The 14,131-nt window shown below is 43.1% G+C and carries 11 protein-coding genes; 3 read left to right on the top strand and 8 right to left on the bottom strand.

Annotation, left to right across the window (positions count from 1 at the left end):
* Window positions 1-29: 29 nt before the first annotated feature.
* The 3 genes from L2729_RS07625 to rfaH form a co-directional block, all read right to left on the bottom strand.
* Window positions 30-377 (bottom strand): four helix bundle protein, encoded by a 348-nt coding sequence (locus L2729_RS07625; RefSeq protein ID WP_248987731.1) that lies wholly within the window; start codon window positions 375-377, stop codon window positions 30-32.
* A 171-nt stretch (window positions 378-548) separates the two neighbouring features.
* Window positions 549-3,296, bottom strand: a complete 2,748-nt coding sequence (locus L2729_RS07620) for an SLBB domain-containing protein (protein WP_248987730.1) — start codon at window positions 3,294-3,296, stop codon at window positions 549-551.
* 1,035 nt (window positions 3,297-4,331) lie between these two features.
* On the bottom strand, window positions 4,332-4,862 hold the full coding sequence (gene rfaH, locus L2729_RS07615; RefSeq protein ID WP_248987729.1) for a transcription/translation regulatory transformer protein RfaH: 531 nt from the start codon (window positions 4,860-4,862) through the stop codon (window positions 4,332-4,334).
* Window positions 4,863-5,294: 432 nt separating this feature from the next.
* On the opposite strand from rfaH, the gene L2729_RS07610 reads away from it, so the two are divergent.
* The gene (locus L2729_RS07610; RefSeq protein WP_101092186.1) at window positions 5,295-6,800 is read left to right on the top strand and encodes a peptide MFS transporter; all 1,506 of its coding nucleotides are present in this window, start codon (window positions 5,295-5,297) and stop codon (window positions 6,798-6,800) included.
* A 476-nt stretch (window positions 6,801-7,276) separates the two neighbouring features.
* Here the strand turns inward: L2729_RS07610 and L2729_RS07605 are convergent, their stop codons facing one another.
* The 4 genes from L2729_RS07605 to L2729_RS07590 all read right to left on the bottom strand — a co-directional run bounded on the left by L2729_RS07605 (window position 7,277) and on the right by L2729_RS07590 (window position 10,501).
* Window positions 7,277-7,492, bottom strand: coding sequence for a four helix bundle protein (locus L2729_RS07605; RefSeq protein WP_248987793.1), 216 nt, complete (start codon window positions 7,490-7,492; stop codon window positions 7,277-7,279).
* Between the two features lie 70 nt (window positions 7,493-7,562).
* On the bottom strand, window positions 7,563-7,913 hold the full coding sequence (locus L2729_RS07600) for a four helix bundle protein (protein ID WP_248987728.1): 351 nt from the start codon (window positions 7,911-7,913) through the stop codon (window positions 7,563-7,565).
* A 615-nt stretch (window positions 7,914-8,528) separates the two neighbouring features.
* Window positions 8,529-9,635 (bottom strand): response regulator, encoded by a 1,107-nt coding sequence (locus L2729_RS07595; protein WP_248987727.1) that lies wholly within the window; start codon window positions 9,633-9,635, stop codon window positions 8,529-8,531.
* Between the two features lie 101 nt (window positions 9,636-9,736).
* Window positions 9,737-10,501, bottom strand: coding sequence for an MlaA family lipoprotein (locus tag L2729_RS07590; RefSeq protein ID WP_248987726.1), 765 nt, complete (start codon window positions 10,499-10,501; stop codon window positions 9,737-9,739).
* Between the two features lie 394 nt (window positions 10,502-10,895).
* Between L2729_RS07590 and L2729_RS07585 the strand changes: the two genes are divergently transcribed.
* Entirely contained in the window at window positions 10,896-12,542 is a 1,647-nt protein-coding gene (locus L2729_RS07585; protein ID WP_248987725.1) for a hypothetical protein, read from the top strand.
* Between the two features lie 31 nt (window positions 12,543-12,573).
* Window positions 12,574-12,882 carry an EscU/YscU/HrcU family type III secretion system export apparatus switch protein gene (locus L2729_RS07580; protein WP_248987724.1) on the top strand — a complete coding sequence of 103 codons (309 nt, stop codon included), beginning with the start codon at window positions 12,574-12,576 and terminating at the stop codon, window positions 12,880-12,882.
* Window positions 12,883-13,576: 694 nt separating this feature from the next.
* On the opposite strand, the gene L2729_RS07575 is transcribed toward L2729_RS07580, so the two are convergent.
* Window positions 13,577-13,984 (bottom strand): DUF2802 domain-containing protein, encoded by a 408-nt coding sequence (locus L2729_RS07575; RefSeq protein ID WP_248987792.1) that lies wholly within the window; start codon window positions 13,982-13,984, stop codon window positions 13,577-13,579.
* Window positions 13,985-14,131 lie beyond the last annotated feature (147 nt).

Genomic DNA, 14,131 nt, shown 5'->3' with positions numbered 1-14,131 from the left:
TTTACGGTTACAGCGTCAAGCTAAGACGATTAATTGCGAGCTTTTATACTTTTAATCAATCCCGCTAACATAGCTGATACTCTCTCAGATTTTTTTAATAGCTCATCAACAAAGTCCGATTCAAAGTAACCTATATCTTTACCTATCATGGCCTGTGTCATCAATTCAGCAAGTGATGCTTTAGCAATGTACAAAAAATGTACTTGCTCTTTTATTCCTTGTCGCTCTATTCCCTCCGCTATGTTCGAAGGAACAGATAAACCAGAACGCGTTATTTGATCTTTGAAGCCCCAATCTCGCAGTTCTTTTGTTTCTAAATAAATAGAACATGAAAGTTGATAGCTAAGTTGCCAGACTTCTAACTTTTGAAATTTCATAACCATCCTTGGTTTTTAAATAACGAACGTTACACTTACTGCTAACAGAACGTTCGTAAACTAACTGACTGTGTACGGAACGGCCTTCGGCCTACAGAACGCTTCGCTCACGGTATGAAACGGGAACGCTTCGCTGACTGTAAGAGCTGTCAGTAAGCGTTCGTCCTGACTTTATAGATTTGCGACTGTGGCGAATGCGACTGCTGTGTTGTATATGATGCTGGTGACTTGGGTCCAAAGCGTTAGGCTGTCTTTGTATTCAGTATCTAACGGTACGATTATAGTATCGCCTGGTTGCAGGCTTGATTCGCTGCTGAACCACATTGAATGACTTGGAAGCATTACTGAACCGTCGGCTTTAATGACATACGTTCTGTCATCATCCGCACGTTCTCTAGCGCCACCCGACATAGCAAGATATTGGTCGATGGTTTGGCCGTCTTTGAATCGATGCGTGGCTGCGTGCTGGACTTCACCCATAACCGCAACAGTCTGCTTAGTCGATGGGATATACAGAACATCTTTATCTTCCAATTGTAGGTCTGCTTGCTCAATGCCTACGGATACTGCTGAGAGGTCAACCACTAAACGACCCACTGCTTTAATGGTTTCGAGATCAGTTAACATTAACTGCGCATCGCTGTAATTTACAACGTTACCGTCTTTCGAAACACCACGAGTAGCAATATCACGGCGTAATTGGTCAGCAAGCTTTTTAATTTCTAATTGCTCTTGTTGACGCACTGACTCGCGGACAAATACTGATGAAGGTAGGTATGCATATGAAGTAAATCCACCGGCACGATCTAGAACATCAGCTAACGTCTCACCGCGGCGGATATTGTAAGTGCCTGGGAACTTAACTTCTCCGCGTATTTCAACTGACTTATTTTCTTGCCAATCTGGGGTGGTCATTACCGTTAAGATATCGCGGCCTTTCAGCAACACATTTTGTTGTGCATCGCCATGCATGGCAAGATCAAGCGCTATATTCTTGTGGTTAATAGAGGAACCATCTGCAGTGGTGAACGTGCTTGTGAGTTCAGCGCGTATTGTATAAGCCCCTTCTTCTAGGCCTCCAGCAGCATTAACTAAGTCTTGAACTCGCGCATTGATTGCAAGGGGGTAAATACCAGGGTTATTCACTTTACCGTTAATGGCAACGGCCTGAACACCAGTACCCGCTCGACCTTGACTGTTGAGCTTCATAATGACTGGATAAAGCAATTCACTACGATTCATCACGCTGCTTAGCTTGATTAAATCTCTATCTTCAAACAGGTTGACCAACATTTTGTTGACTTCACCTTTAATCGCCGTGTTTTCGTTTTCTTCTGCTTTACTATTGATTGCGACACCGCCTAACTCTGAACGGTCGGCAAATTTTTGTTGATTCAGTTGAGAGAAGCCCGCTTTAAACAAATCGTTTCCAATAAGTGAATCACCCGCTAACGATTGTACTTTCTTAACGCGTTCTTTCACTAACTTATTCAGTTCATAGCGGTTCTGAGTCATATCACTGAAGTTAAAAAAGATGACCTTGTCACGCGGACGAAGCATTAGGTCTTGAGATGCTAACTTGCCGTTAATCGCTTGTGATGGCGAGAATTGATAAACCTGTATATCACCCTGCTTATTCATTTCGCGCACTATAATGGCGTACTCTAAATCAGCTGAAACCGTTAAATCGCCCCAAATAGATGGGACTAAATCACTGATTTTTTGTCCTTCAAACCACTGATATTTTCCAGGTCTGACAACCGCACCAACAACGGTGAGTGCGTCTTCATATTGTGATGCTGCACTTTTCACACGTATTACATCACCTGCAATAGCTGGAGTCGCTTTGCCTTTTTTGGAGGTAAGATCGACGTTAACGATGGTTCTAAGGCTATTACTATTAAATCGCTCTACACTGCTACGTTTTGGATAAGCGCCGGGTTTAATACCCGCCGACATCTCAATAACCTGCGCCATTGTTTCGTGCTTTTTAAGCTCGTAAATAGCAGGACGTCGAACTTCGCCAGTAACGCTGACTAATCCGCCTACCGATGGAATAAATACCACATCACCAGAACGCAGGCGCATGTCGCCAGAGGCATCACCACGAAGCAACAGATCGTACAAATCCATGCTGCCGACCAGTTTGCCAGCACGTTTTACTTGAATATTACGTAGCGAACCGATTTCATTAACACCGCCTGCGACAAATAAGGCTTGAGTAATGGTCGATAGGCTCGAGACGGTATACGAACCCGGCTTATAAGCATCACCCGCAACAAAAATGCGAATGGAGCGAAGTTCGCCCATGGTGATATTTGATTGAATACCAATCATCTGCTTTTTAATACGTTGGGATAGGGTTTTTCGTAACTGGCTAAAGTTTAATCCTGTTACAGTAATAGGCCCTAGTTCAGGGAATTGTATTACCCCTTCTCTGTTAATGACTAGGTCATATTCCTTGTTATCTTTACCATAAAGCTGGACTTTGATGTTATCGCCTGGACCCACAAGATATTCACTCGGGACAGGCACATCCGATACTGGCGCAAAGGTCGTCGGCTCGCCTGCAAAGAGGTCATAACCAAATCGTTTTAGTTCATTTTTTGCAGCTTCATCTTCAAAAGTAAGTTCTTTGTTTTTATCTTCTTCGTCTGCAGCTCTATTACCCTTACTACGTCCATCACCACGCGGGTTTACCAACTGAGGGCTTTCTAACTGTTGTTGAGTAGCGGCAGAGCCTCCTAGCATCGATGGGCTAATACCATATTGCTTAGCAAGACGTTGTTGTTCTGATGCTGGCAGAGTTTTAAATTGCTCTATCATTTGCGGAGATGGCATTGCCGCTTGCACTTGACCGCTTAATAACAGTAAAGCACTGGCGCCAGCTATAATAATTTTTTTGGTTTTATGTAACACCGCGATTAATCTCCGAAGAAAAGCAAAAATAATGAAAAAGTCAGCAATTGCTGACTAGCCAGGTCAATTTATAGTAACCCGATGTAATAGAACAAGTGGCCTTGCAACTCAATGGATGAGCTAACAGACAAAGCTAACGTATAAAGTGTTTAAAGTCGAAAAATCATATTGCTCATTCTTAATGTTCAAGCCAATAACTGAGTGAACACCAATGCTGAACGCTGAACCTCATGGAATGTTGAATCCCTGAGGGAAACGAACACAAAATGTAGCTGTGTATTGGATTTTAGACACGCTACCGCCCATGGATTACGGCTTCCAAAGTGCCCATCCGCGATGCGGACATTTCCAATTAGCTAACGACTATTCACTTACTAGCAACTTATGTAAGTGGCTAAATTAGTACTTAAGATAAGTTACTAAGTAAACTTAGAAAAAGTGAAAGGTTTGATTTCGTGAAACGTACTCCACTCAATCTGTTTTCCAGCTTTTCTAAATTAACTTATTGCTCTCTACCGTTTTACACAACAAATGTTAACCCTAGCGCTTAACATTTTTACAACTCGGCCACCAAGCTGAATAACACCTCAGAATCGCCTAAGGTCAACAATGCCAGCTGTAAATTTTCGTAAATACTATACAGCAATGAAAAGAGTTGAGCAGTAACTCTAAGAGCCTGCATTCGCCAAGTGCTCAAACATTCCGCTACCCACGCCATTAAAACTTGCAGAGCTACGGTTAACCGCCATTCTCTTACGTTAAAGATACCGTCTTAGATATCACTAACCACATGACTCATCGTATGAGCGGCCACATGTTCGACCGATATATCGTGTCATTCCACTTTGCTCAACAGGCTAAATTTATGGACTCATTCTAGAACGTACGCTTATTTATCACTAGTAGCACATAAGTTGTACTTATCGAAGCGCTATGGCCAATGTCCTACAAAAAAAATCGGATTTCACGTACAGAGTTCAAACTGCTACTTATGATACAAACATATTCAGTTTGTTATGTTTTTTACTTTAAATATCAATCTAAACGAGCAACACCAGCTTTATCGACAGCAACCCTTTGTTGCTTACCCATAATCTCGAAGAGTACAAAACAACGCTTTTCGCCATTTGTCTCTTCAAAAACACCCTCAAGTTCAGCGAAAGGCCCATCGACAAACTTCACTTTATCGCCACATTCAATCGCAACTTCCGCTGCATTTTGCTGTTCTGAGTCGGTGTTTGGTAGTAACTCGTTTAACCAACAATGTTCGCGCAGCTTAATGGCTTGAATGATACCGTCATCAACAGCTGTCATTAATTCTTTACAGCCGATGATGCGAATAACGCCTCTGGTGCTATGTATACGCGCAACGCTGGTGATTTGAGGATCAAAATGGACAAAGAGATAACTAGGGAACATAGAGACACGACGAACAGTTACTTTTCCTTTATGTAACTTTTCTTCTGGATAGGTAGGGATATAGGTTTCAATCTCTTGAAGTGCTAGGTTTTGTTGCGCTCGGACTTCGCCTCGAGGCTTACAATACAACAGGTACCAAGCTTTCATTAAAACCTCTCCAATATTAAACTATACAATAGTGAATTCCATTCACGGTGAGAGATTTTAGCAAAAAGCACAGTAAAAATGAAAGTTAATTCTATCTGTTTTTTCCAATACTGGTCGCAAATCTACCAAGATATAAAGGCAATCACTTAGAGTGGTTACTATGTCAGCAGTCACTTCCTTAAAATTGACTTAAGGCCCCTTAAAAGGGTATATAAGGTGGGCTTTATCGCATTTGGCGCTATTTTTAGCTTCAAATAATAAAAATTAGAATATAAGCCCGTAACAGTGCGATCAAATACGTTACATATAGATGCTGAAGATAACATTTACAGCGAATATATCTTACGCATTAGGTCTAGCTAATTTAAGCAAAACTATTTCTGTGGTTTTTATTAACCCGCAGGTAATCACAAGCTGAAGGTGGAAGAACAAATGAGCGGAATAAAACCCCAGGGGACGATGCTTGGGCATCCGAAGGGACTGTTCCTGTTGTTTACAACAGAATTATGGGAACGATTTAGTTATTACGCGATGCGCGCCATTTTGGTGTTATATCTTGTAGATAAAGTACAAGGCGAAGGCGGTCACGGTTTAGGTTGGACTAGTGCTGATGCCCTCTCTCTTTACGGTACTTTTACTGGTTTAGTCTATTTCACTCCTCTTATCGGCGGCTGGTTAGCGGATAATGTGCTTGGTCAACGTAAATCTATCTATATTGGTGGCGCCTTAATGGCCATCGGTCAATTTACTCTAGCTTTCCCCCATAGTTGGATTCCTGGTTCAGAAACTATGGCCTTTTATATAGGTCTAGGCACACTGATTATAGGTAACGGACTATTTAAGCCAAATATCTCTACCATGGTTGGCGATCTCTATAAAGAAGGCGATCATCGTCGTGATGGTGCATTCACTATCTTTTATATGGGTATCAACGTGGGTGCTGCACTCGCGGGCTTTGTTGTTGCTTGGGCTTATACTTCATTTGGTCAAACAGTCATATTTGAAGGACAGGAAGTCTTCATTAACAACTGGCAAGCAGGTTTCTTCTGCGCTGGTGTAGGTATGATTTTCTCTTTGATTATCCAGTACATATTTGCTCAGAAACTGCTTGGCGATATCGGTCGCTACCCTGCTGCTAAAGTTGATAAAGAAAAGTCAGCTGCAAGCGGTATTGTGCGAAAAGAACCGCTAACCAAAATTGAACGTGATCGCATCAAGGTGATTATGGTCATGGGTCTGTTCACCATCATTTTCTGGGCGGGTTTCGAACAAGCCGGTGGTCTACTTAACCTATTCACTAACGAATTTACCGACCGATCAATTGGTAGCTTTGAAGTACCAACGACTTGGTTCCAGTCTCTGAACGCTATTTTCATCGTTGTTTTTGCCCCAGTAATTGCTTCTATCTGGATCCGCTTGGGTAAGAACGAACCTAACTCTCCGGTTAAGTTTGCCCTTGGCTTAGTTCTACTCGCTGTCGGTTTCCTATTTATGATGGGTGCTGTTATGGAAATGGACGGTAGTGCCGATGTTAAGTCAAGCATGTGGTGGTTAGTCGGTGCTTACTTCTTCCATACAATGGGTGAACTATGTTTGTCTCCTATTGGCCTGTCTATGGTGACTAAGCTTGCTCCATTGCGTATTGCTTCGTTACTTATGGGTGCATGGTTTCTCTTTATTGCAGCGGCCAATAAGATTGGTGGTATTGTCGGTTCATTCATCGGGCACGATGGTACTAAAGAAGAACAATTGGCTAACGCCATGGGGATCTTTGCTGGTATAGCAATCACTGCAACAGTTTCTGGCATCATCCTTTACTTCATGGCTGATAAGCTTGTTAATTGGATGCACGGAGCTGAAGGCCATGCAGACACTGAAGAAGAAATTCTTGAGCAAGAGATTGCCGTTACTGCAGAGCATGAAGCTATCAAGAGATAGGTTTGAAGCCGGATAAAGCTGAGAAGGTTTAGAGACGGTTAAGAGCCGAATTAAAGCCGGATAAGCTTGAAAACATCAAAGCCAGAAGAATTTATCTTCTGGCTTTTTTTGGGGAAAGAAAGTCCGATTGTAAGATATGAGAAGGTTAAAAGCCGGTTTGGAGCCGAATGAGCTGAGAGCCGAATGAGCTGAGACGGTTAAGAGCTGGTTTGGAGCCGAATGGGCTGAGACGGTGGAAAACGGTTAAGAGCCGGTTAGAAGCCGAGCTAAAGACGGAGAGAGCTGAGATGATCGGAAGCCGGATTGGAGCTGGGAAAGCTGAGATGGTAGGAATCGATTAAGTGCCGGTTTGGAGCTGAATGAGTAGAGAAGGTTAAGAGCCGGTTTGGAGCCGAATGGGCTGAGATGATGAAAAGCCAATTAAGTTTCGGTTTAGAGCCGAGCCAAAGCCGGATAGAATTTTTGAGGTTTTTTGGTTAAGTGAGTAATCTTTTCTTTGTTCGAATAAGGGCTGCTGTCATCATTATTATACTTTCTGTTTCTCTAATTAATTGAACACCTGAATTAGATTCAAGGTAGCCGATTTTAACGCCTATTGTTAATTGGGTGATAACTTCAGCAGCTGAAGCCTTTGATATGTATAGAAAACGGATCTGCTCTTTTATTGACTCCCTTTCTATTCCTTCTGCAATATTGGAAGGGATAGATAATCCCGCTCTGGTGATTTTATCCTTAAATCCAAAATCCCGTGTGTCTTATTGGTTAAGTGAGTAATCTTTTCTTTGTTCGAATGAGGGCTGCTGTCATCATTATTATACTTTCTGTTTCTCTAATTAATTGAACACCTGAATTAGATTCAAGGTAGCCGATTTTAATTCCTATTGTTAATTGGGTGATAACTTCAGCAGCTGAAGCCTTTGATATGTATAGAAAACGGATCTGCTCTTTTATTGACTCCCTTTCTATTCCTTCTGCAATGTTGGAAGGGATAGATAATCCCGCTCTGGTTATTTGATCCTTAAAGCCGAAATCTTGTGTGTCTTTCGTTAACTCATAAATCGAACAACTGAGCGCACACGATCGCTGCCAAATTTCTAACTTCTTAAATTTCATATTATTCATCCTTGAATACCCAATCCTTATTTTTTTAATCTCAGCTTCTATCGTCCTAGCTTATCCGGCTCGTAACCTTCTAAGCTTGAATCGTCTCAGTCTGTATCATCTCAGCACTATCCGGCTAATAACCGGCTTTCAAATCTCCCCTCAAACCATCTTTTATCCGGCTCTTAATCGGCTCTCAAATCTCCGCTCGAACCGTCTTTAAACCGGCTCTTATCCGGCTCTCAAGTCTCCGCTCGTACCGTCTTAGCTTCACCGTCACTTAAATCGTCTCAGCACTATCCAGCTTTAAATCGGCTTTTCACCGTCTCTGCTCGAACCGGCTCTTAACCGGCTCTCAAGTCTCTGCTCGAACCGTCTTTAAATCGGCTCTTAACCGATTATCACCTTCTCAGCACTCTCCGGCTTTAGATCGGCTTTCCTCATCTCCGCTCGTACCGTCTTAGCCTGTTCCATCTCCGCTCGTAACGTCTTGGCTTCACCGTCACTTAAATCGTCTCAGCACTATCCAGCTTTAAATCGGCTTTTCACCGTCTCTGCTCGAACCGGCTCTTAAGTCTCTGCTCGTACCGTCTTTTATCCGGCTTCTAACCTTCTCAGCTCGTAACGTCAAGACGCCGAAAGCTGAATATAACCACCTGGGGGGGTGTTGGTGTCATGGATAAGGCCGTGGAATTGGTCGTTCAGCAGTTGTCGTTTGTGCTCACTGACGTTGGTAGATATACACAATTGCTCACCTGGCATCAAGGTTCGAAACTGAATAGAGGGGTTTCCCCAGTTTACCATTCCAAGTTGCAGTGTTTCGGCTAATGCCAGTGGCGACAACCCTTCACTGTTTCGCAGATAACAACGAAACTCTGCGCCAGCTTGGGCTATTGCAACGCGGTAATTACTGAGATTGATCACCACGTAAGTCATATCAACATAAATATCTAAACCGGATTTCAACATGCGATCATTGAGATAACTAAGCATATTAAAAGGCTCTGCGATCACTGTTGATAGCTTGTTCTGATAGCGTTTAAGCTTATGGTTTACAAAGCTCTTTAACAACACACTTGCAAAAGCTGCACGATTATCGTGAGGATGGAAATGTGCCATGTACATCATGATGTGGCTGTCGTCTAACATGGCAGTATCGATAAAATGGGCACTGACTTCGTTAGTATTAAACAGACTATAATCGATGGCAGCTTTACTGTACTCGATTCGACTTGGCGGGAAGAGTTGTTGCTGTACGCTTTTTGCCGCTTCCTCGCTTTGCTCTAACAGTTCAAGGTTCTGATTTAACTCCATGTAAGACAGCGATTCCAATTCATCAATTTGCAATGACTCCTCCAATGAGCCATTTAAACACTCTTGAATCGCATTTTCGATGAGGTACAGATCAGCTACAGGTTTTACCAGATAATCACTGGCGCCGTTTCTAAGCGCATCAACCACATTAGACATTGCTTGATTGCCAGAAATGATAATAGAGGGGGTACCGGGACGGTATTTATTCATGGCCTTTAGCATTTCTAAGCCGCCAAGGTTTGGCATACTCAAATCAGCTAGTACTACATCGAAGTCTTGTTTTTTAAAACAATTTAACCCTAGTTCGCCATCATCAGCTTCGATAATAATGGCACCTCGGCTCTCTAAAAAAGCCGTAACAATTTTGCGGAAGACCGGATCGTCCTCCACGAACAGAATAGTTAGTTCTTTTAGCGCCATTTGCTGCCCTTAACTCACCACAGCGTAAACTCACATCCTTGTTTTTATGTTTCCGCTTTATGCCGGCTCACTTTTCTATTCATGACCGACAATATAATTATTTACTCAAGTTCCTGCATGTATTCATCAAGTAGATCGTCGTCATCTTCATTTTGAGGAATATCACCATCATATACTTTGTAATCCATATGCTGAAAATATGCATCCTTGACAAAAATATATGGATCTAGCGCATTATCAACCAATCTCTCCTGATCGATTGCAGATGCCCTTTGGTGCAGGCTTTTAAGACCCCACTTCAACACTGTCTGCCAAAATGTTAGCTCTGATAAAGGAAAGTATAGATCATCAACCCAATCAGATGCGAGTTCTCTTGTAACATAGGGACCAATAAAAGGCGCCATGAAATAGGGACCGTTAGGCACGCCGTAATACCCTAGCACTTCGTTGAAGTTATCTTGCTTACGTGTCATGCCCATCATTTCAGCAACATCAACCACGCCTAATAAGCCTAAAGTGGTGTTGACGGTAAAACGACCACCTGCATTTGCGGCCCAGCCCCACTTGCCTTGCAACGTATTATTGACAATGCTGCTAGGCTCTTCGAGGTTAAGCACAAAATTATTAATGCCACTCTTAACCGGGCGCGGCACATAGTCGTTATAACCATGCGCGACTGGCCGATAAAAATATCGATCCAGATACAAATAGTTGAGATCCCACATGGCTCGGTTAAACCCTTCAATAGGGTCTCGCGGGTCATTATAGGTGACTGTTACTTCATTACCTTCCGTGGTGTTATCTTCTGCAGCTATTGTAGAAAATCCAACTATCGCCAGAGAAAGCACAATCCATTTATACTTCATAATTGTCTCTTTGAAAAAGGGGCTAAATTTCTTACTGCGACTGTTCGACTAAAGTCTTTTCAGTTTGCTGCCGATACAGTGATAAGACCGCATAATTAAGCTAAATCTAACGTTATTAACCATAAATATTATGATTGGCCGAGTAAGACGGCATAGGATACTCAGTACAGCCGCTAGGTCAAACATAATATTGTGATAATACATATCGATTTAATTGGGGTTCGTTTCAATATTTCTAGTCTTTTATGGCTAGAATGCGTTACGAGCTTTTCGCTTAGCCAGCTAAGCGTCATCGCTCAAGCCTTGTACTAAAATCATTATTATTTACGGGAAAGAGTCGAACAAAAACTAAGCTCGAAAGTTCAATAGCCCCTAACTAAAACAGGACCGACTTTTGGATAACGTTGTTAACTCAGTTTCAGCTGCTGTAAAAGTGGATAAGCCGTCCATAAATGTGCCGTTATCAGCCAGTTCAACTTCGCTTATTCCTGTCACTGCGACAATGAGCAAAAATGGTACGCTGCTGCAATTTTCTGGACAAACACATACCGTCAAACTGGAAACGCCGCATGCAGTACAATTGCTGACTAAAGCACATTCTTTCCTACTTAATATAGTGCAGCAAAGCCCGCTTGCCACTAATGCGACCCAGATGCAGTTGCTCACCATAGGCCAATCTATTTATTTTCCTATGCCTAAGGCGATGTTAGCGCTCGCAAACCGAAATAATATTTCTGAACGAAAGCTACTCAATCTTGGCAGAAAAGCAGAGGGATACTTGTTACCGAATGCTAAAAATCAAGGGACTGAACTGCAGTTTAATAATGGACCCAATCTAACGCTGCCGATGCTAGCCTCGCTACCCGATGGTGAGTACTCCGTCGCCATCAAAACGAAAGAGCAGCAACTATTACTCAAACTGTCGCCTATTCAAGCTAAGATCTCCATCAGTTTTGACGGTCAACTTAAGCATAATAACCTAAAGCTAAATGCACACGACTTGACTCAATCCGCTGTACCAACAGGTAGAGCTAAAACCAATGTTAACTATGAATATCAGCAACTATTCAAACAGCTTGAAAATACCCCATTGCCGAGATCACTTGCCTCATCACCATTAGAGTCCAAAAGCTCAGCAACTTCATTAGCAGTGAGTCATAGCAAAAACCAGCCCGATATGCAGAGTCAGTCAACGAGTCAAAACCACAACCGTTATTTGGCGTCAGCACTAGCAAAAGCAGGCGGGTTGCCAAGAGTATCCGTTAAGCACTGTTCGCCGCTAACAAGCTTGGCAAGTTCACTGTTTAAATTAATACCAAAACTGAACCCTGAATCGATACCATTGTTAAGTGAGCCTAAAAGGCTACAACAAGCACTGCTGAGCCTCACTAAACTCAACGTTGACCCTGCTACGTGGGATACGGCACCCACGACCCATATCAGCAGCTTAAGCTTACTGTGCCAGCTTATGCTCGGCCGTGCCGCGATAAACCAAGGGTTAAGCCCGGCATTGCAAGATAGACTGGCGTTGTTACAAGCCCAACTTGGGCTTTCACCGCAGTTATTGTCATTACTTGAAGCGACTAGTACCCATACCTCTTTGGCAAATTTACTTAACAACCTAAATCTATATCAGCAGCAATCAGGCACACTTGACGGTGTTAACCATTGGTACTTTGCCTTGCCCTACTCCATCAATCATTATCAAGAGCAGTTTGAAGGCCATTTTGAGCAAGTAGAGGATCAATCTAAACGCAGCGATAAATGGACACTTAGACTCAAATTTAACTTGTCTGGCGGTCCCTTATTAATCACAGCCACTGCGCATGCTGCTGAAACACCAAACCATCAGTTACGCTTATCGGTCGATTTTGCCAGTGATAGTGAAACACTGTTAAGCAAAGTTAAATTGCTCAGCCCAAGTCTTAGCAGTAAAGTTGAGCAGTTAGGAATATCAATTAGCAGCGTAAACACTCACAAGCAATCGGTACCAGCCACTTTACTTCCAGGTGAGCATTACCTCGTTAAAGTCAAAGTGTAATGATGCCAATAGAAAATAAAAAAGGTGTTAGATGAGTAACCATGAACAGCCAACCAAAGCCGTTGCATTAAAATACGATAAAGGCTCAGCTCCAACGGTATCTGCTATAGGCGAAGATGCATTAGCGCAAGAGATGATTGCTTTGGCCGAGGAAGCTGGCGTTTATATTCATCAAGATGAACACTTATGTGATTTTCTACACAAGCTCGAAGTAGGTGACGCGATCCCTAAAGAGCTCTACCTGCTTATTGCAGAGCTGATCGCGTTCGCTTATGTGCTTGATGGCAAGTTTCCAGAGAAATGGAACAACATGCATCAGAAAATAATGGAAGAGGTTTAAAGCAAAGACGGTAAATTCTTAGATGAACAGCCGACAGCCTTGCGGTACGCGATTTTGTCATGACGGAACGCTTCGCTTACGGGAAAAACGAGCAAAGACGATAAAGTCTTAGATGAACTACCGACGGCCTTACGGCACGCGACTTCGTCACTACGAAACGCTTCGCTTACGGGAAAAACGAGCTAAGACGGTAAAGTCTTAGACGAACGGCCGACGGCCTTACGGCACGCGACTCCGTCACTACGGAACGGAACGCTTCGCTTACAGTAAAAACGAGCAAAGACGATTAAGTCTTAGACGAACAGCCGATGGCCTTACGGCACGCGACTCCGTCACTACGGAACGCTTTGCTTACGGGAAAAACGAGCAAAGACGATAAAGTCTTAGATGAACGGCCGATAGCCTTACGGAACGCAACTCCGTCACTACGGAACGGAACGCTTCGCTTACGGTAAAAACTAGCAAAGAGCAAAGCGACGGTATTAATGCCGACCTTCTCAGATTGTTCGCCTTTTCCCCTGCTCTTGATCGGCTCTTAACCGGCTTTAATCAGCTTAAACCGTCTCAGTTTATTCGGCTCTAATCCGGCTCTTAGTCAGCTCAAATCGGCCCTTAACCAGCTCTTACCGTCTCAGCCCGAACCGTCTCAGCTTGTATCGGCTTTTAATCAGCTTTCACCCGGCCCTTCCGCCTCTTACCGGCTCTTTCCATGCAAATGGATCAGCAATTCAGCTTCAGCTTTCGGTAGTTCACACTCTTGGATCAGCTCGTCAATTCCAGCGCCAAGACTGACCATTTTCATCGCCCGGGAATACAATCGGGTTTGTGGATCTTGTTGATTGGCTTCGTCAAGTTTGACATCTTGCTGTTGTAGCTTCTTTTCCAGCTCTAGCACTCTGCGACCCACGCCAATAGTGCCACTTCTGAGCTCTTGAAGTTCTCGCTTAACCGCTTCTCTTTGCTTATCGCCATCTTTAACCAATAAGGTTAACGCCTCGACTTTTGTGCGCAGCTTTTCCGCCTGTTTTTGTAAAAACAGGCCGAGCAAGATACAGGTAACGACAAATAATATCGCAGCAGCGATAAGCAGTTCAGTTGTGATCATTAATGGCTCTTTTATTAAAAGGGATTAAAGTGAAGACGGAAAATCTAAGACGAACGCTTCGCTTACGGATAACGGAACGCTCGTAAACTCACTGACAGTAAAAGCTAAGAGGACACGCAGACCTTAACATCAACAGCATAAATG

The organism is Shewanella gelidimarina, assembly GCF_023283945.1.
Taxonomy (GTDB): Bacteria; Pseudomonadota; Gammaproteobacteria; order Enterobacterales; family Shewanellaceae; genus Shewanella; species Shewanella gelidimarina.
Note: the sequence above shows the minus strand (reverse complement) of the source record. Positions and strands in the feature narration are given on the sequence as shown.

Excerpts from the sequence above, each read along its gene's own strand:
- L2729_RS07625 (WP_248987731.1), bottom strand. The coding sequence starts at position 377 with ATGAAATTTCAAAAGTTAGAAGTCTGGCAACTTAGCTATCAACTTTCA.
- rfaH (WP_248987729.1), bottom strand. The coding sequence starts at position 4,862 with ATGAAAGCTTGGTACCTGTTGTATTGTAAGCCTCGAGGCGAAGTCCGA.
- L2729_RS07610 (WP_101092186.1), top strand. The coding sequence starts at position 5,295 with ATGAGCGGAATAAAACCCCAGGGGACGATGCTTGGGCATCCGAAGGGA.
- L2729_RS07600 (WP_248987728.1), bottom strand. The coding sequence starts at position 7,913 with ATGAAATTTAAGAAGTTAGAAATTTGGCAGCGATCGTGTGCGCTCAGT.
- L2729_RS07595 (WP_248987727.1), bottom strand. The coding sequence starts at position 9,635 with ATGGCGCTAAAAGAACTAACTATTCTGTTCGTGGAGGACGATCCGGTC.
- L2729_RS07590 (WP_248987726.1), bottom strand. The coding sequence starts at position 10,501 with ATGAAGTATAAATGGATTGTGCTTTCTCTGGCGATAGTTGGATTTTCT.
- L2729_RS07580 (WP_248987724.1), top strand. The coding sequence starts at position 12,574 with ATGAGTAACCATGAACAGCCAACCAAAGCCGTTGCATTAAAATACGAT.